The organism is Ruegeria sp. BF7 (assembly GCF_056538605.1).
On the sequence record NZ_JBQFTM010000001.1, the window covers coordinates 387296 to 409456 of the forward strand.

Genomic DNA, 22161 nt, shown 5'->3' on the forward strand with positions numbered 1-22161 from the left:
GCCTAGTCTCCGCTGACAAAGGTGCACAACTGCCATGCGCCCGCGTCCGATTTCACGAACGCGGCGCGGTGGCCTGTCATCGGCCACAAGTAGTCACGGTGCATGTAGCCTTGGGTCCCATCGGTCAGCAGCACCCGTTGATAGTCCGAGCCGTCCTGAAAATCGCGGATGATCGCGACCTCGTGGCTGATGAGGCCCAAGGTCGGTGCGTCGCGATCAGCCGACTGCCGCAAGGCCACATCTGATCCAGTGACGAAATAGGCCATGAACGGGTCCAGTGAAACGGGCAGGGTGATTTGCCACTGATGCGGCATCCAGAACTCGCCCTCGTCATCGAAATAGCCGGGCTGGGAGAGGGTGTTTTCCAGATCCAACCAATAGGCTTCGCGTAAGGCATCCGCGTCTTTTCGGTTCTCTTCCGACAGGGTTTCCGGATCCAGGATCAGATTGGCGCGCAACTCTTCTGGACCACCATTTCCTCCGTGGCTCAGGTAGATGTCGGGACAGGCCGCCGCGACCACGGCATCGGTATCCCTTGCGGCCACCTCGGCCAGCAGCGCATCGCGGAAGGCCACCAGCGAGGAATCTCGCGCGGCCTGATCGACCGGAGGAAAGGATTGACGATCCGCAAGGGCGGGGCCGCAGAGCAGGGCCGTCAACAAAAAGGCGTTTCTCATTCGGCGGCCCTCATCGCCGCTTGGGCGCAGAAGCACGACGCACCCACCGCGCGATCTGCCCGGGCCAGTGCCAGATCGAGCCGTTGTTTTACCTGCACAATCTCAACGGTGTCACCACGCGTTTTCAAACAGTCATGCAGGCCCTTGAGGCTCCAGACATTGTCCGGATGGATCGAGGCACGGCTGAGCATACCACCCAACCCCAGATCCTCACGATAGACCGCTTCGGCCTCGGCCACATGACCCTGTTCATACAGCAGTGCCCCCAGCGCGTGGCGGGTGGGCTGCATCCACCCCCACGGTTCGTCGTAGGGCAACGTGTCATCCAACTCGACCGAGCGGCGCAGGTGGGCATAGGCGATCTCATAGTTGCCTTTGCGATACTCGATCTCTCCGCGCAGCATTTCGCGGGCGATCTCCAGCAGATCAACAACACGATTATTGTGCAGCAAGCGTGTCTCGGGGACGCATTCCTTTGCGGAAAGGAACAGCTGTTCCTCGGCCTCTGCCTCGACGACCTGATCGGTGGCGGCATGGGCGATGGCTCGGGCATAGTGAATGGTCGCCGTCAGCGTGCGATAGAGGTCGGGGTCCGATGGTATCTCCAACGCCTTGGCCTCTTCCCACTGGCCAAAGCGGATCAGGATATGCGGGCCCATCGACATGTAGCTTTCGAAGTAATCCGCCATCGGAGGGCTTTCGACGCGCAGCATGTCTTCGGGTGTGGTGTCCCACATGCCCTGATTTGCGCGCAGGGCCGGTTCCATCTGCCCAAGGAACAATGCGCCGTAGATGACGAAGTGATAATCGTGCTGGCGGTAGCCGGTATAGATGTTGAAGGCGCCTTCGCGCTCGTAATACTTCAGATCGGCCTCGATGGCCTTTTCGTTCCAGTAAACAACGTTGTGGTAATGCCCGCACAGCACGTCAATATGGGTGGGCATATGCACCAAGTGACCCGCATCGGGAACCAGCGTGCGCAGCACATCCCCGGCCTTGAGCGCCTTTTCCGGGGTTGGCGACATCTCCATCAGATGCACATAGAGGTGCAGCAGGCCGGGATGAGACATCGCAGCGGGGTCGTAGGCCATCGCGTCTTCCAAGGCCTTCTGCGCCTCGCGCGTGGCGGCGCCTTGGGCAGGTTGGCCGGTTTTGAGGTCCCACATCTGCCAGGGTGTCAGATTCAGCAACGCCTCGACATAGATGGTGCGCAGGTCCAGATGATCGGGCTGTTCGGCAAAGGCCGTGCGCATCGCGTCAGCGAAATCGTGGTCCCAGCTGTGCATATCCTCAACCGGGTCACGCTGCGGGTAGCGGGCGGGCAGGGCGCGGATCAGGGCCTGCTCGACCGGGGTGCAGCTGTCCAGCAAAGCCAGCGCCTGTTGCGCCGCATCAAAGGCCTGCGCAAGCGCCTTTTGCTGCCCGCTTTCATCGAGCAAATCCCAAGGCAGGTTGTAGTTTGGACCGGCCGAATAGGCGATCCCCCAATGGGCCATGGCGCAGTTTGGATCATGTTCAGCCGCGCGTTGGAAACAGACCACGGCTTCTTCATGGTTATAGCCGTAGGTCCAGACCAATCCCCGATCAAACCATAGCTGCGCCTCGGGCGAGGATGTGGTGACCGGACAGGAATGAGAACCCAGATCGTAATCGTAACGCATTGAAACCTCCTCTCGGATCAAGGGAAGGTTAGCGGGATTCGCGTAATCTGCACAGGTCAGGCGGGTAGTCTGTTTTCAATCCGGCCCATATGCAGCATCAGTCCAAAGCCGATCACGCTCATTGATAGAATGCCGGTGGTGAGCGGGGTCAACGAGCCGTCGAACAACAACCCTATGGGGGCTGCGATGGCCGCGGCCAGAACGGTCGAGACCGCACCGATGACTGAGGCCGCCATACCGGCGATATGACCCATCGGCTCCATGGCGATGGCGTTCAGGTTGCCCATCGTCATGCCTGCCATGAAAAAGATAGAGGTCTGCCAGAAGACGAACACCGCAAAGGACAGGTTCGGCGACAGATGCACCGAGTTCAAAACAATGACGCCCATGGTGATGACGATCTGCGCACCCAAAGCCCAGGTTACCAGTCGCCGCATCCCCACGCGGATCACCAGGGCCGCGTTCAGCAGGCTGGCAGACCCCGAGATCAGGGCCACGAAACCAAACCAGAAGGGAAAACTGTCAGCGCTGTCATGGATCACGTCATAGACCGGTTGCACCATGGTCAGCGTGGTGAACAACATGCCCAGACAAAGGGTTTGCACGAAAATCGAAACCCGGACGGTGGGGTGCACGAACATCTCGCGCGCGGAAGAGACCATCAGGGGCAGGCGCAGCGGCCTGCGGTTCTGAGGCTTCAGAGGTTCCGGTAGGCGCAGGCCCATCCAGACCACGGTGATCGCTGAGAACAGGATGAACGAGACGAATATCCCGCGCCAGCCTGTGAGGGCGATCATGCCGGCCCCCAGCATCGGCGCCACAGCAGGAACCAGCGTGAAGATCATCATGGCGATTGACACGATCCGCGCCATTTCACGACCCGAGTACAAATCCCGGATTATCGCCATGGCGACCACGCGTGGCGCGGCACAGCCGACCCCTTGCGCGACCCGGGCAATCAAAAGTAGTTCCAGCGAAGAACTGGCCCAAGCGACGGCAGCTGAAACGATGTACAAAACTGAGCCGGCATAAATCACCGGCTTGCGACCAAACGCGTCCGACAGCGGACCCATGAAGAACGTGCCGATCCCCATGCCCAGCACGAATGAGGTCAGGATCAGCTGTGCCCGGTTAATGTCCTCGGGGCTGAGCTGCGCGCCAATCTCGGGCAGGGCAGGCAGCATCGAGTCGATGGAAAACGCAATCGTCGCAAACATCATTGCGACAAGAGCGATGAACTCTCCTTTTGACATGCGATTGGTCATTGCGTCCTCCTGACCTGATCGCGCTATCACGACAGATCAGGTGGCGCTAGGGATCAAAGCGCACAGACCTCTGTGCTAATTTGCAGGAGAACCCTCAAGCTGAGACATGATCTCGCCAATCACTTTTTCCCACATTTCCGGCGGTTGCGCGCCCGGAACTGCGTGTTGATTGGCCACGACGAAGGTCGGAACAGATTGGATGCCCATCTGGCGGGAATGGGTATCGCGGTTGCGGATGTCCTCGCGGTCGGCATCGGACTTCAGCAGTTTCTGCACCACGGCGGCGTCCATGCCGATGCTGTCAGCGATATCGGCCAGCACTTCGTGGTCGCCGATGTCGCGGGCCTGCACGAAATAGGCATCGAACAGGGCATCCACGGCATCATTCTGCTTTCCCTCGATCCCGGCCCAGTGGATCAGGCGATGGGCGTCCAGGGTATTGGGGGTGCGTTTCATGCCTTCGAAGTCGATGCTGAGCCCGGCCTTCTCGGCGTGCTCAACCACCGGAGCATAAGCGCGCACGGCGCCGTCTTTGCCGCCGAATTTTCGCTCCAGATACTCACGCCGATCCATGCCTTCATCCGGCATGTCGGGGTTCAGCTGGAACGGATGCCACTCGATCACCATAGGGTGATCCGGAATCGCGGCCAGTGCTTTGTCCAGATGGGTTTTGCCGATATAGCACCATGGGCAGATCGGATCGGACATAATGTCGAGTTTGACGGTCTGGGTCATGGTGTGGTCGCCTTGAAATAGGCCGGCAGAGCCCGGCGCAGGAGTTTGCCATTACCACCGGTCGGAAGCTCGGGCAGGTGAATGAACGCGCGCGGCTGTTTATACCGCGCCAGATTTGCCTCCACATAGGTTTGCAGGGCAACGTCGTCCAGCTTTTCCGGCCCGGTATAGAAGGCTGCTATCACAAATGTGTCTTCTTTGACCTCAACAGCCGCCGCGCCAACCTGTGAGATCCCGGGGAATTTGGACAAGGTGGCCTCGACCTCGACCGGAGAAACGCGATAGCCGCCCGCATTCATCATGTCATCGTCGCGGCCCAGATAGGTGATCTGCCCGTCGACGGCCATGGCACCCTGATCGCCGGTCAGGAACCAATCGCCCTGCATCCGAGCCTCGGCTTCGTCCGGCGCGTTCAGATAGGTCAGCATCAGGCCGGGATCCGAGCGGTGAATGGCGATGGTGCCTTCCTGTCCCTGCGGCACCGGACCATCCGGCCCAAGGATCGCAATCCGTCGGCCCGGTTGTGGTTGTCCCAGCGACTCGCCCCGCGCCGGGTGGGCCGGGCTGGACGAGATGAAGGTGGAACATTCGGACATACCGTAGGCTTCGTAAAGCTCCGTCCCGGTCGCCTCGACCCATTGCGCGTGCAGGTGTCGAGACAGTTTCTCGCCGGCACAAAGGCCGTGGCGGAGCGTGGGCAGGTGTAGGTCCTCTGGCGTTTTCAGCAGCTTGCGATACACGCCAGGGGCGGCGGCAAAGATCGTCGCGCGGTGTCGCCGCAGCAAGGCGGGCAGGGCGTCCGGGTCGGTTCCCGGCTCTGGGATCAAAGCGGTCGCGCCGATAGTCCAGGGGTCCATCAATCCGGTGCCTAGCGTATAGGTCCAGTTGAATGCACCGGCATGACAGAGGCGATCCGTATCCCGCAGCCCGTACCAGCCATCCACCATCATCTGGCGTGCCCAAATCGCACGGTGCGCATGGGCCACTGCGCGCGGTTTGCCGGACGTGCCCGAGGTATAGACGACATAAGCCAGCCGCTCGGGGTCGCCCATTTGAAACTCGGTTGGGGGCAGGGGCCGCATCGCGGTCAATTCGGACATCGTGATCTGCAGTGGATGTGGAGCGCAGGCAACGGCCGGGTCCCGCAAAATGGCGGCTGGTTGAAGATCCGCGATCATGCGCGCCGTTTCCGGCTCGGTCAGTTGCGAGGATGTCGGGACAGGCACGATCCCCGCCGCAATCGCCCCGAGGTAGGCAATGGGGAAATCGACCGTGTTCCCCAACCGAATCAGCGCAATGTCACCCGGTTTTAACCCCGCGCGCAGCAACCCGGTGGCGGTGCCCAGAATGGCCGACTTGAGCGCGCGATAGCTCCAGTCCTCGGCGCCATCGGACCGCAGAACTGACAGCGCGATCTTATCGGGATCATCATCCGTTCGGCGCAGCACATGTGCGGCCAGGTTGAAGGGCGCGGGGCAGGCCATGGGCGGCCCCTGATCAAAAACAGACAGCATGGCCACTGGCTACCTTGGTGCTTGGCGCGTTGCAAGCGGGACGGGCTGGGCCTATAGAGTTGCGCATGAGCACCAATGAACAACCTTCCCTGATCCGCATTGCGCGGGACTCGGGCAACCACGCCGAGCTTGAACCGCTCGATCTGGGTGCGCGCGTGCGCCAATTGCGCAAGGCGCGGAACTGGACGCTGGAACAGGCGGCCTCGCAGGCAGGGCTTGCGCGCTCGACCCTCAGCAAGATCGAAAACGGGCAGATGTCACCCACGTACGACGCGCTGAAAAAGCTGGCGATCGGGTTGGAGATTTCGGTGCCGCAACTGTTCACGCCGCCGCAGCGGGATCAGGTAATCGGGCGTATGTCCGTGACGCGGATGGGCGAAGGGGCCGCGCATCCCACGACGACGTATGAACATGAGCTGCTGGCCGAGAACCTGACGAAAAAGCAGATGCTTCCGTATCGCGCCCGCGTGCGCGCGCGGTCAATGGATGAGTTTGATGGCTGGGTGCGCCACGATGGCGAAGAGTTCCTTTATGTGCTGACAGGGGTTGTCCAGCTTTACACCGAGTTCTACGAACCCGTCGAAATGCGTCGGGGAGACAGCGCGTATTACGACGGTAGCATGGGACACAACGTGATTTCGGTCAGTGACGAAGATGCAACGATCCTCTGGGTCACATCACTTGCTTAAAGACCGGCTGAACTCTCGGTTCAAGCCTTCGGTAAACAGAAAATCCTCAAGCTCTTCGTGTGCTTCATTCACGGTCAGGTGGTGGCGTTCGGCCAAATACGCTTCGAACCCTTTGCGGTCTTTGCTCAGCCGCACCTTGTCCTGATCACGCAGGTTCGGAAAACGCCGTTTAGCACGAGAGTACATAGCGTCCCAGTCTTGCGTCAGGTCAGTCCAGTTCAACATTTGTCAGCTTCCGTAACTCGGGTTTCACGGCTGCTCGGCCCCCATATAAGCGTACGGAGGGCATAGGGGTCCAAGTGCATGACAAAATGTCGCACCTTATTTGGGCTTACGTAAGGTTAAAGAGGCCCGCCACACTGATCGCGCGACGGGCCTACGGACCTGAGGTGTGAGTGAGTGGAGGCCGGTCCGCAAAACTCGGGTCTGACGCGTCCAACGATCAGCTATCTAGCGAATTTTTCACAATTAATCCGATCAACCGGTGCGCCAAAACACGGGTAGGCTATATCGTTGGGGGGCGATCCGTAAAGCCCCTTGTGGTTATTTTTTGGGCATTAGCTGGAAATGGGTGTTTCCGCTATATGTAGACGGCTTCAGATATGTCTGCACGATATATGGGTGTATTTGGTGCGTGTGCCAAATTCCGCCGAAAGGTGCGACCATTTGGCATGACACAACTTAAGATACTAACCTGCAGATGTGAGCAATCCGCGCGTTGGAGGCTATGGGGCCGATCGCGCCAACGATCCGGCCGATTTGGTCACTCTTCGTACCACCAAACCTGTGGCATATACTCCGGCCCATCACCATAAATTGGCACGGTCTGGGGCTGTTTCAGCTCTTTGGCATGAGCGATGCGTCCGACGTCGAAATTCCAGATCGGGATGACATAGCGCCCAGCGGTCAGAACCCGGTCCAGGGCGCGGGTGGCGGCCATGAAATCCTCGCGACTTTCAGATGCCAGCATAGCGTCGATCAACCCGTCCACCGCCGGAGAAGCAACACCCATCAGGTTGCGCGTGCCCGGAGTGTCGGCGTTTTCGCTGCCCCAATACAGGCGCTGTTCATTGCCCGGCGACAGGGACATGGCACGGCGGAAGAAGGTCATGTCGAAATCAAGTTCGGCATTACGACCGGTAAACTGGGCACTGTCCACTTGTTCGACGGCGACCTGAATCCCGAGCCTTTCAAGCGCACGGGTATAAATTTCGATGGCCGTCTGGCCCTCGGTATCACCTTGTTGCAGCAGGACGGTGACGGTGAAGTCTTCGCCGTTCTGATTGCGCAGCACGCCGTCCTGGACGGTCCAGCCCGCCTCGGTCAACAGCTGGTTCGCCTTGCGGATATTGGTGCGGTTGCGGGCCGAGCCGTCGCCCACAGGCAGGGCATACCCTTCAAGTGCGCCGGGTGGCAGGTCGTCGGCATAGGGCTGCAGCAACTCGGCAACGCGGCCGGTGGCGGGACCGGGCTGCATACCCAGATCAGAACCGGAAAAATATGAGGTGATCCGCAGTTGTGTGCCGCCGGTGATCGTATCGTTGATGTATTCGAAGTTGAACGCCAACATCAGCGCCTCGCGCACACGCCAATCGTCGAAGGGGGCTTTGCGGGTGTTCATGACGAACCCGGTCATGCCCGACGGCTTGCCGTGCGGGATCTCGGTCTTGATGACATCGCCGCGTTGCACGGCGGGGAAGTTGTACTGCGTGTCCCATTTGTCAGCATTGAATTCCCGTACCGCCGTCAGTTCGCCAGCCTTGAACGCCTCGAACAGGACTGTGCCGTCGCCGTAGAATTCGATCCGCATCTCATCGAGGTTCATGGTGCCGCGCCGGAAGGGGATATCGGCCCCCCAATAGTCGGGGTCGCGGCGCAGGGTCACATAGCGACCGGCCTCATAGTCATCGACCACATAGGGCCCCGATCCGACCGGGACATCATGCAGCGCCGCGTCGGCAAAACTCTTCCCCTCCCACTGCGCTTTCTGCAGAATCGGGCGGAGGCCGGTGATCAGGGCCAGTTCCCGATCCGGCTCGTTGAAGGTAATCCGTACCGAGCGTGGGCCGGTTTGTTCGATACTGTCGATCTTGCCCCACAGCCCGCGATAACGAAGGTGCCCTTCGGTGCCCAGTATCTGATACGACCAGATAACGTCGTCCACGGTTACCGGGGTGCCATCCGAAAACCGGGCGTTTTCGCGCAGGGTGAATTCGACCCAGGACCGGTCAGGAGCGGTCTCAACTGATTCGGCTAACAACCCGTAAAGAGTGAAAGGTTCGTCCCAGGATCGGCCCATCAGGCTTTCGTGCGTCCAGAAACGAAGCTGCCAGGGCACGGTGCCTTTTTGTACAAAGGGGTTCAGACTGTTAAAGCCGCCGGTATTGCCAAAAACAACTTTACCGCCTTTCGGCGCCTCGGGGTTGGCATAGGGCAGAGACACAAAATCCGGTGGTAGGGCAGGGTCACCGTACATAGCTATGCCATGGGCCGATTCTGCATAAGCAATTGTGGCGGCAAAAACAGAAGCGATTCCCGCAATCACAGGGCGAACGGGTCGTAGAAAATCGGGGCACATTTTGGAAACAATCCTGCTCTGGCCTTATTTTGTTGGGATTCACCGTACCGATGATTTTTCTTGTTTTCAAACTTTTAGCTTGGACGAAGGCGGGGAATTGCGTATAAAGGGTGCACTGCTCGATAGGTTTCTTGCCTGTATGAAACCTGCCTCAATAACTTAACGCCCGCTTCGTGCGGGCGTTTTTTTTGGCATTTTATTGTGTGGCTATAGAAGCCGGTTGTTTCCCCGTTTTCTTTGCAGATGCAGCATGGCACTGTGCGTGGGAAGCAGATTTTGAGGGAGAGAGCCCATGAACCTTTCGGGAAAAACAGCGATCATCACGGGGTCGAATTCAGGGATCGGTTTGGGCGTCGCACGCGAGCTGGCGAAGGCCGGGGCCGATGTTGTTCTGAACTCGTTCACCGACCGGGAGGAAGATCACGCGCTGGCCGCTGAGATTGCGCAAGAGACCGGCACCAAGGCGCGCTATATCAAGGCGGACATGTCCGTTGGCGGCGAATGCCGCGCGCTGATCGAAAAGGCAGGGGCTTGCGATATCTTGGTGAACAACGCGGGCATTCAGCACGTCGCACCAATCGACCAGTTCCCGGTAGAGAAATGGGATGCGATCATCGCGATCAACATGAACTCGGCCTACCACACCATGGCAGCGGCGCTGCCAATGATGCGCGCGGCAGGATGGGGACGGATCGTGAATATCGCCTCGGCGCACGGGCTGACGGCATCACCCTTCAAGGCAGCCTACATCGCGGCGAAACATGGCGTCGTCGGGATGACCAAGACCGTGGCGCTGGAAACCGCGCAGGAGCCGATCACCTGCAATGCGATTTGCCCGGGTTATGTCCTAACGCCGCTGGTCGAGGCGCAGATCCCTGATACGATGAAAGAATACGACATGAGCCGCGAAGACGTGATCAAGAACGTCATGTTGGAACGTCAGCCCTCGAAAGAGTTCGCGACCGTTGAGCAGCTGGGCGGCACCACGGTGTTCCTGTGCTCGGACGCAGCGGCTCAGATCACCGGGACGACGATTTCGGTGGATGGTGGCTGGACGGCCCTTTGATCATTACGCCACAAGGGAGCAAGCGTTGAGTTTCGGGGCAATATTTAAGCCATGGCTATGGGTAATTGTCAGTGCTGCTCTCGCAGGATGGCAAGTTTGCGTTGGAGATGCACCGGGTGCCGCGACTTTTTCGGGGATTTCGGCATTTTTGGCTTCAGCCATCATGGGTCGAAGAATTTGGTGTATCGACGATAACACTGCAAAAAAGCGCTGGGTTAAGTATTTCGGACGAGGATCAGGCGAAGAAGTGGCGACGGCGCGTTTTATCGCATGGGTGTTTTCGTTAGTGTCATTCGGCTTTTTAGTTTCGTTTTTGACCTATTTGGTTGATCCATATGTTTGGTTGGGACTGTCAGACGGGCTTCATGCGGCTGAAAGTTTTCCCCTCTATCGATTACTGGGTTTTATAGTTTTTGGAATTGCGGCTGCTTCGTTTCTGCAACGCCTACTTTGGCTTCAACGAAAGAGAGACCCACAGTGAAACGGATCAATCTGGCTCTGCAAGGCGGCGGGGCGCATGGGGCGTTCACCTGGGGTGTTCTCGACCGGCTACTGGATGAGGAGGATATCGAGGTTGCGGCGATCACCGGAACCTCAGCCGGGGCGCTCAATGGGGCGGCTTTCAAGTCCGGCATGGTCCGGGATGGGCGCGACGGTGCGCGCGCCAATCTGAATGGACTGTGGGAGCGGATGGGTGCTGTCGGTGACATGCGCCTTGCCAACTGGATGCAGGCCATAGAGCCGGCGCAGATTGCACAGGCGATGGAGTACTCTCTGCCGTTTTCGGTCGGAGACGCCTGGTCGCGGCTGGTGTCGCCCTATGCCTATGGTCCGTTCTACCGCAACCCGCTGGAGCCGGTGGTGGACCGGTTCAACTTTGATGAGATATGCGCCGACGAAGGCCCGCGTTTGCATGTCTGCGCGACTTGTGTGCGCAGCGGCAAGATTCGGGTGTTCACCGGAGATGAGATTTCGACAGATGCGATTTTGGCCTCGGCGTGCCTGCCAACACTGTTTCAGGCGGTTGAAATCTTCGATCCCAAATCGGGCCGGACCGAGGCTTATTGGGATGGCGGTTATACCGGCAATCCGGCGCTGTACCCGCTGTTTAACAATGATCTGCCAGATGACGTGGTGATCGTGAACATCAATCCGCTGGAGCGCGACGAGGCGCCGAAAACGCCGCAGCAAATCCAGAACCGGATCAACGAGATAAGCTTTAACTCCTCCCTCTTCCGCGAGTTGCGCGCGATCAGTTTCGTTCAGCGGCTGCTGGCCGAAGGGAAGCTGAAGGCCGGAGAAATGAGCCGCGTTCTGATCCACATGATTGCGGATGACGAATTGATGAACGATCTGTCGGTGGCGACTAAGACGGTGCCGAACCCGGTGGTCCTGCATAAGCTGAAAGAGGCAGGGCGCGCGGCGGCGCATCGGTTTATCAATGATCACAAGGCCGATCTTGGCGAGCGCAGCACAGTCAACCTGCCCGAAATGTTCGGCTGATCACTCAGGCGGCTGCGTCGGGTCTTTTTCGTTCGGATAGACAAGCCCGGCGGAAATCACCAGCTTCGCGGCCTCCTCGATCGACATGTCCAGCAGGATCACGTCCTCTTCGGGGAAGAACAGCAGAAAGCCCGAGGTCGGGTTGGGCGTGGTCGGGACAAAAATGCTCAGCAGCTCACCACCGGTTTCAGCGCGTTCGCTGACCTCGCCCTTGGCGGTGGTCGAGACGAAACCAATCGCCCAGATGCCGCGGCGAGGGTACTGGATCAGGCAGGCTTTCTCGAACGACCGTTCGGTCTGGGCAAACACCGTTTCCGAGATCTGCTTGATCCCGGAGTAGACCGAGCGGACTACGGGCATTCGGTTTACCAGGCTTTCAGCGAAATGGATCAGCGACCGACCCAGAATGCCTTTGGCGATCCAGCCCACCAGGACGGTAAATATCAGGAAGATGACCACCCCGACACCACGCAGGTTGATACCTACATATTCCTGTGGTTGGAACCGTTGCGGCACCAGCGGTAGAACTGCGCTGTCGATCCAACCGACTACCGACCAGATCAGCCAGATAGTCAGCCACACAGGTGCAATGACGACGATGCCCGTCAGGAACGACGCGCGCAGCCGGGAAAACAGGCCCGGACGGCGATGGGGTTCTTCGTCAAACGGTGTGTTCATTGCGATCCTGAGCGGTTTGCGGATTTAGTTAAGCAGTCCGGGGCCTTGGTACAATAGGCTTATGTCACTCAGTCTGCGTTCAGTGCCCGCGCGATCCCGGCGGCCAGTTTCGCGTTGTTGCGCACCAGTGCGATATTGGCGGTCAGCGAACGGCCCTCGGTTTGTTCGTAAATCCGCTGAAGAAGGTAGGGCGTGACGCCTTTGCCGGTGATCCGGTGAGTGTCGGCGTCGGCCTGGGCCGACGCAATGATGGGGGCCAGTTCCTCGGCTGGAATTTGGTCGGCGGCGGGGATCGGGTTGGCGATCAGCTGACCTCCGGGCAGGCCAAGCGCGCGGCGGGTGGCGTGCGCTTTGGCGATGTCCTCGGCCGTGTCCATGCGCAGGGGCGCGGCATAGGGCGATTGGGCAGACCAAAAGGCAGGAAATTCGTCCTGACCATGGGCGATAACCGGAACGCCTAGCGTTTCCAGAACTTCCAGCGTTTTCGCCAGATCAAGGATCGCTTTCGCGCCCGCCGCTACAACGGTTACCGGGGTTTGCGCCAGCTCGTGCAGGTCTGCGGAGATGTCGAACGTGGTTTCGGCCCCCTGATGCACGCCGCCAATGCCGCCAGTGGCAAAGACCTCGATCCCGGCAAAATGCGCCGCGATCATGGTCGCGGCCACCGTGGTGGCCCCGGTGCCACCGGTGGCGATACAGGCGGCCATGTCGGCGCGAGACAGTTTGGCAACACCTTGGGCCTGACCCAGTGCACTCAACTCGTCAGCTTCCAGGCCTACGTGCAGTTTGCCGTTAATCACCGCAATCGTGGCCGGAACAGCGCCCGCGTCGCGGATGTCCTGTTCAACCTGTGCCGCAACCTCGATGTTCTGCGGGTAGGGCATCCCGTGGGTGATGATAGTGCTTTCGAGCGCGACGATGGGTTGGCCTGAGTCTTTTGCGGCCCGGACCTCGGCGGAATATTGGATGTCGATCACAGTGGGGTTTCTCCGGATACGTATGTTGCGGCGGCGTTCAGAGCGCGGGTCAGGGCCTCCTCGTTAGATGCTCCGCCGGATTCTGATGCGATATGGGCAGCCATGAATGTGTCGCCTGCACCGGTCACACGGGTGACCAGAACCGACGGTGGTGTTTGAGTCAGGATTCCATCTGCGCTACCAATGGTGGCCGAGTTGCCGCCATCCGTGACCAGCACCCGCAACGCACCACGGCCCAGCAAGCCTTTGGCGGCGCTCTCGGAATCCGTGAATTCACGCTGACACAGGATGCCTGCCTCTTCGAGGTTCAAATAAAGCGTCGCGCGGGCGTGCTTCAGGAATGGCAACAGGCGTTCGGCCTTACCAGGTGAGGCCGGGGCCACACGCAGATCGGCCCGCGTAAATGCCGGGCTTTGGGCGATTTCTTCCAGCAGGGTCAGCGTCAGGTTGCCGTCCAAAGCGACGGGGCCTTCGAACGGCGCATTCTCATTGCCTAACGGACCATGCATCAAAGGGCGCAGAATCTTGGCCCCCGCAGCCTCCAAGGAATGCGCGTCGGCAATAGCGGCGATCAGGCCATTAGCGCCCTCGACCGCCATATAGCGATCGGTCGGCAAGTCCTGAGAGCGGTAGACATGGTCTGTTACCATTCCCAGTCGGGTGCAGGCGTTGACCAGCTCGTCGCCTTCGGGGTCGCGGCCAATGGCGGTCAGCAGGGTCGGGGTCATGCCGAAGCGCACCAACGTCATGGCAATGTTCATGGCCACGCCGCCGGGCAGGCGGGTGATCCGCCCCGGCACGTCTGAACCTTGCCGCATTGCGCTGGCCGAGCGTCCGATCACGTCCCACAGGACCGAGCCGATACACAGGATTTCACTGTTCTGAGTCATGCCAAACTCTTGCCGCAGCCCCGACGCGGGCGCAAGGGTTAACGCTCACATCGCGTCGGTCAGGGTCTTCAGTGCGACGACGGGGTCGTCCTGCGACCAGATTTCATCGCCGATGCCGAAGAAATCGGTATGGGGCGAGAGTTTGCGGATCAGGTCAGCGGTCAGGCCGCCTTCGGCGACAACCGGCACTTCGATCATCTCGGACCACCACTGGAACAGGTCCGTTTCAGCGGTGGTTCCATCGCCTAGGGTCGACGTGCCGACCGGCCCGAAGGCCACGTAATCTGCGCCCGCTTCACCGGCGGTCATGCCATCATGGCTGGACGCCCCGCAGAAGCTGCCGACGATGGCATCCGCGCCCAATTCCTTGCGCGCGGCCCGAACCGAGCGTGCACCGTCGTCCAGATGCACCCCGTCCAGCCCCAAACGCTGCGCCAGCAGAACGTGGTTCGAGATCACGATTGCCACGTCGCGCGCATGTGCCACCTCGCGGCAGGCATCGGCGGCGCGGGCGATGGTGTCTTCGTCATTGCCCGCCAAAGCCAGCCGGATACAGGCGATTTCGGTGCTGTCCAGCACGCGGCCCAACTGCTCGGGGAAAGTGCTGAGCGCAATGGCCGGAGGCGTAATCAGGTAAATCTGCGGCTGCTCAGGGGTGTCCATGGCGCGTCCTTCGTCTTTTGTCTTTGGCGCGGTTTAGCGGATTGCGCAGGGGAAGCAAACTTTTATGGCATTCGGGGGGTAAATTGCCACCTCAGCGCCTTGCCCTGTTGGGGTACGCCTATTACAGCATCCCGAAGTTTTCCGGAGACAGCCATGCCCAGCGACAAATCTCAGCCCTCCTTTGTGCTTGTGCGCCCGCAGATGGGCGAAAACATCGGTGCCGCCGCGCGGGCGATGTGGAATTTCGGGCTGGACCGGATGCGGATCGTGGCGCCGCGTGACGGGTGGCCGAATCCCAAGGCGGTGGCGATGTCCAGCGGCGCGGGGCGGTTGCTGGATGAGGCACAGCTGTTCGATGACCTGGGTGGTGCTTTGGCCGACAGTACCTTTGTCCTTGCCACGACGGCGCGGCAGCGTGGCCTGACCAAGCCGGTTTTCAGCCCGGAGCGCGCCATGCAGATCGCGGCCGAAAAGGTGGCGGCAGGCGAGAAGGTCTCGGTGCTCTTCGGCCCCGAACGGGCAGGGCTTGAGAATGAAGATATCGCCAAGGCCAACGCCATCATCTCGGTGCCGGTGAACCCGGAATATGCCTCGTTGAACCTTGGCCAATGCGTGCTGCTGACTGCCTATGAATGGATGCGCCAGACCGGAGACGTGGTGCATGAGGCCACCGATCTGGGCAAGGGCGACTGGGCCACTGGGATCGAGGTTGAAAAGCTGGTCGAACACTACGAAGACCGGCTGGAAGAGGCGGGCTTCTTTTATCCGCCGGAAAAGGCCGAAGGGATGAAGACCAACCTGCGCAATCTGTGGTCGCGGATGCGGATGACGCGGGCGGATGTACAGATGCTGCACGGGATCATGCGGCAGATGGTCCGCTGGAAGGAAAAGGGCTGAGGCTGGACCTATCTCCACTCAGGCCCTAGCTTGCGACGAAAATCAGGACATGAGGACGGCATGAGCGGTAAGCGCAGCATCTTCGAAGAGGTCTCGGACACCGAGAAACAACAGGCGGTGCAGCCCGGCATGATTGACCGGGGCCGGGGCGGCGCGCGCGGTGCGATCCGCGTCTGGCTGATGATCCTGTTCGCGCTGGTCGTTGTGATGATCGCGGTCGGCGGCCTGACGCGCTTGACCGACAGTGGCCTTTCGATCACCGAATGGCGTCCGATCACCGGGGCCATCCCGCCGATGACCGAGGCCGACTGGCAAGCCGAGTTCGACAAGTACAAAGAGATCGACCAGTGGCGCATCCAGAACCAGTGGATGGAGCTCAGTGATTTCAAATCCATATATTGGTGGGAATGGGGCCACCGCCAGTTGGGCCGCGTAATCGGTCTGGTCTGGGCGCTTGGGTTCCTTGGTTTCCTCGTGGCGCGGAAAATCCCAACCGGATGGACCGGAAAACTGCTGATCCCCGGCGTATTGGGCGGTGTTCAGGGTGTTGTTGGCTGGTGGATGGTCGCGTCGGGCGTGACACAGGGCGAAGGCATGATTGCTGTGGCCAGCTATCGTCTGGCGGTGCATCTGGGCCTGGCCTTCGTGATCCTTGGCTTCCTTGCCTGGTACATCTTTGAACTGGGCCGCGAAGAACGCGATCTGATGCAGGCACGCCGCGCGAAAGAGGCGAAACTGTTCTCGCTGTCGACCGGCCTGATGCACTTTGCGTTTCTACAAATTCTGATTGGTGCGTTGGTGGCCGGGATCGATGCCGGCCGGTCTTACACCGACTGGCCGCTGATCGGCGGGCAGTTGTTGCCGCCTGATGCTGCAATGCTGGAACCGATGTGGCGCAATTTCTTTGAAAGCCCCGGTCTGGTGCAGTTCATCCACCGCTGTGCGGGATACCTGCTGTTCATCTTCGCCATCATCGTCTGGCGGCGTGGCGGCACCAGCGCGCACCCGCAGACGCGGTTCGCTTTCAACGCGGCCTTTGCGGCGCTGTCATTGCAGATTGTGATCGGTATCCTGACCGTGGTCTATGCGGCCCCGTGGCAGCTGGCCATCTTCCACCAGTTCATGGCCGTTGTCGTCTGGACCCTGATCCTGCGCGCGCGGTTCCTGACCGCGTACCCAATCGCCACCTCAATCCGCGGAGCCTGACCCCGATGACCGCCTATGACGACCTGATGGCCTTTCAGCGCGAAACCTCGGCCCTCGGGCAGATTGCCGGTCGGTTGGGTTGGGATCAGGAAACGGTGATGCCCCGCGGCGCGGCCCCGCAACGCGCCGAGGAGATGGCCGCGATCGAGGCGGTGCTGCACGCCCGCCGATCCAACCCGCGCGTGGCCGAGTGGCTGGAGCAGGCCGACCCACAAGACGACGTCGCCCGCGCGCAACTGCGCGACATCCGCCGGTCCTATGAACGCACGGTCAAGGTGCCCGCTGAACTGGCAAAAGCCATCGCGCGTGTAACTTCTGCCGCGCAGGGAACTTGGGCGCAGGCCCGTGCGGATGAGGACGTAGCCGCGTTCCTGCCCGTCCTGCAAGAGGTTGTCGCGTTGAAACGCGAAGAGGGCGCGGCGCTGGCGCAAGGCGGTGATGTCTATGACGCCATGGTCGAGGATTACGAACCCTACACGACAGGCGCACAGATTGCCGAAATTTTCGACCAGATGCGCCCGCGTTTGGTGACCCTGCGCGCAGCCGTTCTGGACAAACCTGCGCCGCAAGCTCTGACCGGAAAGTTCGACGAGCTGGCACAGATGCGCCTGTCGCAGAAACTGGCGACGACCTTCGGCTATGACCTGAATACTGGACGCGTAGACAAGGCGGTACATCCGTTCAGCTCGGGTAGCGGGCTGGACGTGCGGATCACCACCCGCACCAGCGCGACCGACCCGTTCAACTGCTTCTACTCGACCATTCACGAGGTCGGCCACGCCGCCTATGAGCAGGGCATCAACCCGGCTTTTGCTCTGACGCCGTTGGGGCAGGGCGTATCGATGGGCGTGCATGAAAGCCAAAGCCGGATTTACGAAAACCAGCTGGGCCGCTCACGCGCCTTTACCGGCTGGCTCTACGATCAGATGGTGGAGACATTCGGCGATTTCGGGATCGCGGATGCCGACGCCTTCTATGCCACGGTCAATGGTGTCCATAACGGCTATATCCGCACCGAGGCCGATGAGGTTCAGTACAACCTGCACATCATGCTGCGCTTTGATCTGGAGCGTGCCCTGATGGCCGGAGACCTGCAGGTCAGCGATCTGGAGGCCGCGTGGAACGACCGGTTCATGGCCGATTTCGGATACGCGGTCGACAAGCCCTCAAACGGGTGCCTGCAGGATGTGCACTGGTCGGTCGGGCTGTTTGGTTACTTCCCGACTTATTCGCTGGGCAATGTCTATGCTGGCTGCCTTTATCAGGCCTTGCGCGTAGCGGTACCGGATCTGGATAAGCAACTGGCCGCGGGTGATACATCCGGAGCAACAGGCTGGTTGCGCGAAAACCTGCAGCGCCACGGCGGCCTATACGCCCCGCGCGACACCATCCGTCGTGCCGGCGGGATGGAGCCGGGGCCGGAACCGTTGCTCAGCTATTTGGAAGAGAAGTTTGGGGTGCTGTACGGTCTGAAATGATTTGGGTGGCCTCGGCTACCCCGCTTGGTGACCGAAAAATCGGTACTGGCTGAACGCGCCCGGCGCTTTAGCGTGCTGTGCATTTCATGACACGTCCGTCGGAACGCGCAACGCTCAGCGATCCATCGGCAAATTTTTCGACCCGGCGTTCATCGCCATATCCGTCCGAGGTGAGGCGACCTTCGACGCTTATGCTATATTCAGCCTCTACTGTCTTACCCCGCACGATAGCGGAATAAGGAATGGACGTGGTGTCCAGCGTCACGTCTGAAACGATCCATTCCAGAGGCGTCTCTCCCATCATGCAGTCAAAATGCTGACCTCTGATTTCTTCTATTAATGCTGACCCGAGCAACTCTTCGGCGTGTACAGGTTGCGCGGCCAAGGCAGAAACAGCAGTGATGGGAAGAAGGAGGTGCTTCATTTTGCTTTCCGAAAAGAAAATGAGCGGCTTTTGTGCCGCTCATCTTTGTTAACATTAGGCGTCTGCCTCATCGTCCCCCTGATCGGCGATCCAGGCAACGCTGACGACCTCTTCGCCCTTGCCGGTGTTGAACACCTTCACGCCGCCTGCGCTGCGGGATCGGAAGGAAATGCCGTCCACCGGCACCCGGATCGACTGGCCCTTGGATGTGGCCAGCATGATCTGGTCGTCAATCTCGACCGGGAACGAGGCCACAAGCGCGCCGCCGCGCATTGCCTTGTCCATCGCCGCGACGCCCATACCGCCGCGTCCGCGAACCGGATAATCGTGGCTGGAGCTGAGCTTGCCCGAGCCGCCCGTCGTGATCGTCAGGATCAGGTTTTCGGCGGCCGACATTTCGGCATAGCGCTCCTGCGTGATGGTGCCGGGGGTTGCTTCATCCTCATCGGTCTCGCCATCATCGGCGATGCCAGCCACGGCGCGGCGCATCTTCAGGTAGGCGGCACGTTCATCCGGCCCCGCCTCAAAGTGGCGGATCACCGACATCGACACAACACGGTCGCCATTGGTTAGCCTGATGCCGCGCACACCGGTGGATTCGCGCGAGTTGAAGACGCGCACATCTGTAGTCCGGAAGCGGATCGCGCGGCCGGAATTGGTGACCAGCATCACGTCTTCGTCCTCGGAACAGATGCGGGCATTTACCAGTTCCACATCCTCTGGCAGCTTCATCGCGATCTTGCCGTTGCGACGAACGTTAGTGAAATCTGACAGACGATTGCGACGCACGTCACCCGCGCTGGTGGCGAAGACGATTTGCAGGTTCTCCCACTCTTCATCCGGCACATCTACGGGCATGATCGCCGCGATCGAAACACCGGTCGGGATCGGCAGGATGTTGACGATCGCCTTGCCCTTACCGGTCCGGCTGGATTGCGGCAGACGCCAGGTCTTGAGCTTGTAGACCATGCCTTCGGTGGTGAAGAACAGCAGTTGCGTATGCGTGTTCGCCACGAAGAGATTGGTGACAACATCCTCTTCCTTGGTCTGCATACCCGACAGGCCTTTGCCGCCACGCTTTTGCGCCCGGAAATCGGCCAGCGGGGTGCGTTTGATGTAGCCGCCTGAGGTGACAGTCACGACCATATCTTCGCGTTCGATCAGGTCTTCGTCTTCCATATCACCGGACCAGTCAACGATCTCGGTGCGGCGGTCGACAGCGAACTGCTCGCGCACGCTGCGTAGCTCATCGGCGATGATGCCCATGATGCGCTCACGCGAAGACAGAATATCCAAGTATTCCTTGATCTTGTCGGCCAGTTCTTCCAGTTCGTCCGTGACTTCCTTTACACCCAGTTGGGTCAGACGCTGCAGCCGCAGTTCGAGAATGGCGCGGGCCTGTACCTCGGTCAGGTTATAGGTGCCGTCGTCATTCATCTTGGACAGCGGATCGTCGATCAGGCGTAGATAGCCTTCGATCTCGGATGCAGGCCAGCGGCGGGTCATCAGTTTCTCGCGCGCTTCAGCAGCGTCTGCCGACGAGCGGATCGTGGCAACCACTTCGTCAACATTCGAAACGGCCACGGCCAGACCACACAGGATGTGACTGCGCTCACGCGCCTTGCGCAAGTCATAGGCTGTGCGGCGGGCAACAACATCTTCGCGGAAGTCGATGAACGAGGTTAGGAAGCGGCGCAGGGTCAACTGTTCGGGTCGACCACCGTTCAACGCCAGCATGTTGCAACCAAATGAGGTCTGCATCGGCGAGAAGCGGTAGAGCTGATTCAGCACCACTTCGGGCGTTGCATCGCGTTTCAGTTCGACCACGACACGCACACCATTGCGGTCGGATTCGTCCTGTACGTGGCTGACGCCTTCGATGCGTTTTTCACGCACGGCCTCGGCGATCTTTTCGATCATCGCGGCCTTGTTCACCTGATAGGGGATCTCATCCACGACAATTGCGTAACGGTCCCTGCGGATTTCTTCCACGCGGGTCTTGGCGCGGATGATAACGCTGCCACGACCTTCAAGATATGCCTTGCGCGCACCGGATCGGCCCAGCATCACACCGCCGGTCGGAAAGTCCGGGCCGGGGACATATTCGATCAGCTGTTCCGAGGTCAGGTCCGGATCGTCGATCAGCGCCAAAGTGGCGTCGACCACTTCGCCCAAGTTATGCGGCGGGATATTCGTCGCCATCCCCACGGCGATACCACCGGCACCATTGACCAGCATGTTTGGGAAACGGGCAGGGAGGACGGTCGGTTCCCGATCCTTGCCGTCATAGTTGTCCTGAAAATCGACCGTCTCTTTTTCGATATCGGCCAACAGAGACGCGGCAGGTTTGTCCATCCGCACTTCGGTATAGCGCATGGCCGCCGGGTTATCGCCGTCCATCGAACCAAAGTTGCCCTGACCATCCAGCAACGGAAGCGACATGGAGAAATCCTGCGCCATCCGCACCAGCGCGTCGTAAATCGCGCTGTCACCATGCGGGTGGTACTTACCCATGACGTCGCCGACAGGGCGGGCCGACTTGCGGTACGCTTTATCATGGGTGTTCCCGGTCTCGTGCATCGCATAGAGGATGCGCCGGTGCACCGGTTTCAAGCCATCGCGCAGATCGGGGATCGCGCGCGAGACAATGACCGACATCGCATAGTCCAGATAAGACGTGCGCATCTCGGATTCGATGGACACCGTCGGGCCGTCGTAAACGGGGCGCTCGGGCGGGGTTTCATCCATGTTTTCAGGAATATCTGGCGTATCGCTCACGTAAACTGCCCGTGTATTGTTCTGGGTCTATATCTTGTGGATGTACCTTATCAGACCCGGCACATAAGGTGCAAGCAAGCAACCCTTTTAAGCACGAAAAACACCGGTAACACCAGAGTAACATATTGTTAACTAAGGATTAGGAGGTTTTTGTGCTACTATGAAGAGACCTTGCAACAAAATTGGAGGTCTGCATGGAGCAAAGCGAAACCGAATTGATGCTCAAGGGGTACGGGCTGACGACCGCAGAATTCTTCTACCACATGCCTGACTATATCCACGTTCTGAACACGTTCATCTGGCAGGATTACGATCTGGCACCGGACCATCCGAAGCTCTTCGAATTTGTCGAGTTCTGGCAGCGCGAGATTGAAGGCCCGCTGCACTCGGTCCGGTTCACGCACCGCAAGATGATCGCGCCCGGAGAATGGCGCAATATGGTGGGTGAATTCAGGGTAAATTGAGTATCAGGCCATGTTTTT

21 protein-coding genes are annotated in these 22161 nt (G+C 59.8%); 8 read left to right on the plus strand and 13 right to left on the minus strand.

Going from position 1 to position 22161, the window contains the following annotated elements:
* Positions 1–2 precede the first annotated feature (2 nt).
* The 5 genes from ACR0IK_RS01935 to ACR0IK_RS01955 form a co-directional block, all read right to left on the minus strand.
* Complete coding sequence (locus ACR0IK_RS01935) at positions 3–677, minus strand: SH3 domain-containing protein (protein WP_480589297.1); 675 nt, start codon at positions 675–677, stop codon at positions 3–5.
* Positions 674–2338: a hypothetical protein gene (locus ACR0IK_RS01940; RefSeq protein ID WP_480640275.1), complete on the minus strand. Its 1665-nt coding sequence runs from the start codon at positions 2336–2338 to the stop codon at positions 674–676. The genes ACR0IK_RS01935 and ACR0IK_RS01940 overlap by 4 nt, the downstream gene beginning before the upstream one ends.
* Positions 2339–2394: 56 nt before the next feature.
* A complete protein-coding gene (locus ACR0IK_RS01945) occupies positions 2395–3603 on the minus strand; it encodes a multidrug effflux MFS transporter (RefSeq protein WP_480640276.1) in 1209 nt (402 codons plus the stop codon).
* Between the two features lie 75 nt (positions 3604–3678).
* Complete coding sequence (locus ACR0IK_RS01950) at positions 3679–4338, minus strand: DsbA family oxidoreductase (protein ID WP_480640277.1); 660 nt, start codon at positions 4336–4338, stop codon at positions 3679–3681.
* Positions 4335–5852, minus strand: a complete 1518-nt coding sequence (locus ACR0IK_RS01955) for a class I adenylate-forming enzyme family protein (protein ID WP_480640278.1) — start codon at positions 5850–5852, stop codon at positions 4335–4337. The genes ACR0IK_RS01950 and ACR0IK_RS01955 overlap by 4 nt, the downstream gene beginning before the upstream one ends.
* A gap of 65 nt (positions 5853–5917) precedes the next feature.
* Here ACR0IK_RS01955 and ACR0IK_RS01960 point away from each other — a divergent pair, with 65 nt between their 5' ends.
* Positions 5918–6541: a helix-turn-helix domain-containing protein gene (locus tag ACR0IK_RS01960; RefSeq protein ID WP_480640279.1), complete on the plus strand. Its 624-nt coding sequence runs from the start codon at positions 5918–5920 to the stop codon at positions 6539–6541.
* Here ACR0IK_RS01960 and ACR0IK_RS01965 read toward each other — a convergent pair.
* Together ACR0IK_RS01965 and ACR0IK_RS01970 are read right to left on the minus strand one after the other, a co-directional pair.
* On the minus strand, positions 6530–6766 hold the full coding sequence (locus tag ACR0IK_RS01965; protein ID WP_170325112.1) for a hypothetical protein: 237 nt from the start codon (positions 6764–6766) through the stop codon (positions 6530–6532). The genes ACR0IK_RS01960 and ACR0IK_RS01965 overlap by 12 nt on opposite strands.
* 538 nt (positions 6767–7304) lie before the next feature.
* Complete coding sequence (locus ACR0IK_RS01970) at positions 7305–9119, minus strand: extracellular solute-binding protein (RefSeq protein WP_480640280.1); 1815 nt, start codon at positions 9117–9119, stop codon at positions 7305–7307.
* 292 nt (positions 9120–9411) lie between these two features.
* On the opposite strand from ACR0IK_RS01970, the gene ACR0IK_RS01975 reads away from it, so the two are divergent.
* The 3 genes from ACR0IK_RS01975 to ACR0IK_RS01985 are packed head-to-tail and all read left to right on the plus strand — an operon-like array spanning position 9412 to position 11688.
* A complete protein-coding gene (locus tag ACR0IK_RS01975; protein WP_480640281.1) occupies positions 9412–10185 on the plus strand; it encodes a 3-hydroxybutyrate dehydrogenase in 774 nt (257 codons plus the stop codon).
* 25 nt (positions 10186–10210) lie between these two features.
* The gene (locus ACR0IK_RS01980) at positions 10211–10666 is read left to right on the plus strand and encodes a hypothetical protein (protein WP_480640282.1); all 456 of its coding nucleotides are present in this window, start codon (positions 10211–10213) and stop codon (positions 10664–10666) included.
* Entirely contained in the window at positions 10663–11688 is a 1026-nt protein-coding gene (locus ACR0IK_RS01985) for a patatin-like phospholipase family protein (protein WP_480640283.1), read from the plus strand. Before ACR0IK_RS01980 ends, ACR0IK_RS01985 begins: the two co-directional genes overlap by 4 nt.
* On the opposite strand, the gene ACR0IK_RS01990 is transcribed toward ACR0IK_RS01985, so the two are convergent.
* The 4 genes from ACR0IK_RS01990 to ACR0IK_RS02005 all read right to left on the minus strand — a co-directional run bounded on the left by ACR0IK_RS01990 (position 11689) and on the right by ACR0IK_RS02005 (position 14896).
* Positions 11689–12366, minus strand: a complete 678-nt coding sequence (locus ACR0IK_RS01990; protein WP_480589279.1) for a DUF502 domain-containing protein — start codon at positions 12364–12366, stop codon at positions 11689–11691.
* A gap of 68 nt (positions 12367–12434) precedes the next feature.
* Positions 12435–13343 (minus strand): pseudouridine-5'-phosphate glycosidase, encoded by a 909-nt coding sequence (locus tag ACR0IK_RS01995; protein ID WP_480589277.1) that lies wholly within the window; start codon positions 13341–13343, stop codon positions 12435–12437.
* Positions 13340–14233, minus strand: coding sequence for a PfkB family carbohydrate kinase (locus ACR0IK_RS02000; RefSeq protein ID WP_480640284.1), 894 nt, complete (start codon positions 14231–14233; stop codon positions 13340–13342). The genes ACR0IK_RS01995 and ACR0IK_RS02000 overlap by 4 nt, the downstream gene beginning before the upstream one ends.
* A 45-nt stretch (positions 14234–14278) precedes the next feature.
* A complete protein-coding gene (locus ACR0IK_RS02005) occupies positions 14279–14896 on the minus strand; it encodes a thiamine phosphate synthase (RefSeq protein ID WP_480640285.1) in 618 nt (205 codons plus the stop codon).
* A gap of 153 nt (positions 14897–15049) precedes the next feature.
* Here ACR0IK_RS02005 and ACR0IK_RS02010 point away from each other — a divergent pair, with 153 nt between their 5' ends.
* The 3 genes from ACR0IK_RS02010 to ACR0IK_RS02020 are packed head-to-tail and all read left to right on the plus strand — an operon-like array spanning position 15050 to position 18477.
* Entirely contained in the window at positions 15050–15793 is a 744-nt protein-coding gene (locus ACR0IK_RS02010) for an RNA methyltransferase (RefSeq protein WP_480640286.1), read from the plus strand.
* A gap of 60 nt (positions 15794–15853) precedes the next feature.
* Positions 15854–16999, plus strand: a complete 1146-nt coding sequence (gene ctaA, locus ACR0IK_RS02015) for a heme A synthase (RefSeq protein ID WP_480640287.1) — start codon at positions 15854–15856, stop codon at positions 16997–16999.
* A gap of 5 nt (positions 17000–17004) precedes the next feature.
* Entirely contained in the window at positions 17005–18477 is a 1473-nt protein-coding gene (locus ACR0IK_RS02020; RefSeq protein ID WP_480640288.1) for a carboxypeptidase M32, read from the plus strand.
* Positions 18478–18544: 67 nt separating this feature from the next.
* Here ACR0IK_RS02020 and ACR0IK_RS02025 read toward each other — a convergent pair whose 3' ends face one another.
* Positions 18545–18901: a hypothetical protein gene (locus ACR0IK_RS02025; RefSeq protein ID WP_480640289.1), complete on the minus strand. Its 357-nt coding sequence runs from the start codon at positions 18899–18901 to the stop codon at positions 18545–18547.
* 54 nt (positions 18902–18955) lie between these two features.
* Positions 18956–21679, minus strand: coding sequence for a DNA gyrase subunit A (gene gyrA / locus ACR0IK_RS02030; protein WP_480640290.1), 2724 nt, complete (start codon positions 21677–21679; stop codon positions 18956–18958).
* Positions 21680–21873: 194 nt separating this feature from the next.
* On the opposite strand from gyrA, the gene ACR0IK_RS02035 reads away from it, so the two are divergent.
* Positions 21874–22143 carry an usg protein gene (locus tag ACR0IK_RS02035; protein ID WP_424833538.1) on the plus strand — a complete coding sequence of 90 codons (270 nt, stop codon included), beginning with the start codon at positions 21874–21876 and terminating at the stop codon, positions 22141–22143.
* Positions 22144–22161 lie beyond the last annotated feature (18 nt).

Bases quoted from the DNA above. Each gene is read 5' to 3' on its own strand.
- ACR0IK_RS02010 (WP_480640286.1), top strand. From the start codon at position 15,050: ATGCCCAGCGACAAATCTCAGCCCTCCTTTGTGCTTGTGCGCCCGCAG.
- ctaA (WP_480640287.1), top strand. From the start codon at position 15,854: ATGAGCGGTAAGCGCAGCATCTTCGAAGAGGTCTCGGACACCGAGAAA.
- ACR0IK_RS02020 (WP_480640288.1), top strand. From the start codon at position 17,005: ATGACCGCCTATGACGACCTGATGGCCTTTCAGCGCGAAACCTCGGCC.
- ACR0IK_RS01970 (WP_480640280.1), bottom strand. From the start codon at position 9,119: ATGTGCCCCGATTTTCTACGACCCGTTCGCCCTGTGATTGCGGGAATC.
- ACR0IK_RS01945 (WP_480640276.1), bottom strand. From the start codon at position 3,603: ATGACCAATCGCATGTCAAAAGGAGAGTTCATCGCTCTTGTCGCAATG.
- ACR0IK_RS01965 (WP_170325112.1), bottom strand. From the start codon at position 6,766: ATGTTGAACTGGACTGACCTGACGCAAGACTGGGACGCTATGTACTCT.
- ACR0IK_RS02035 (WP_424833538.1), top strand. From the start codon at position 21,874: ATGGAGCAAAGCGAAACCGAATTGATGCTCAAGGGGTACGGGCTGACG.
- ACR0IK_RS01975 (WP_480640281.1), top strand. From the start codon at position 9,412: ATGAACCTTTCGGGAAAAACAGCGATCATCACGGGGTCGAATTCAGGG.
- ACR0IK_RS01935 (WP_480589297.1), bottom strand. From the start codon at position 677: ATGAGAAACGCCTTTTTGTTGACGGCCCTGCTCTGCGGCCCCGCCCTT.
- ACR0IK_RS01960 (WP_480640279.1), top strand. From the start codon at position 5,918: ATGAGCACCAATGAACAACCTTCCCTGATCCGCATTGCGCGGGACTCG.
- ACR0IK_RS01955 (WP_480640278.1), bottom strand. From the start codon at position 5,852: ATGCTGTCTGTTTTTGATCAGGGGCCGCCCATGGCCTGCCCCGCGCCC.
- ACR0IK_RS01950 (WP_480640277.1), bottom strand. From the start codon at position 4,338: ATGACCCAGACCGTCAAACTCGACATTATGTCCGATCCGATCTGCCCA.
- ACR0IK_RS02005 (WP_480640285.1), bottom strand. From the start codon at position 14,896: ATGGACACCCCTGAGCAGCCGCAGATTTACCTGATTACGCCTCCGGCC.
- ACR0IK_RS01940 (WP_480640275.1), bottom strand. From the start codon at position 2,338: ATGCGTTACGATTACGATCTGGGTTCTCATTCCTGTCCGGTCACCACA.
- ACR0IK_RS02000 (WP_480640284.1), bottom strand. From the start codon at position 14,233: ATGACTCAGAACAGTGAAATCCTGTGTATCGGCTCGGTCCTGTGGGAC.
- ACR0IK_RS02025 (WP_480640289.1), bottom strand. From the start codon at position 18,901: ATGAAGCACCTCCTTCTTCCCATCACTGCTGTTTCTGCCTTGGCCGCG.
- ACR0IK_RS01990 (WP_480589279.1), bottom strand. From the start codon at position 12,366: ATGAACACACCGTTTGACGAAGAACCCCATCGCCGTCCGGGCCTGTTT.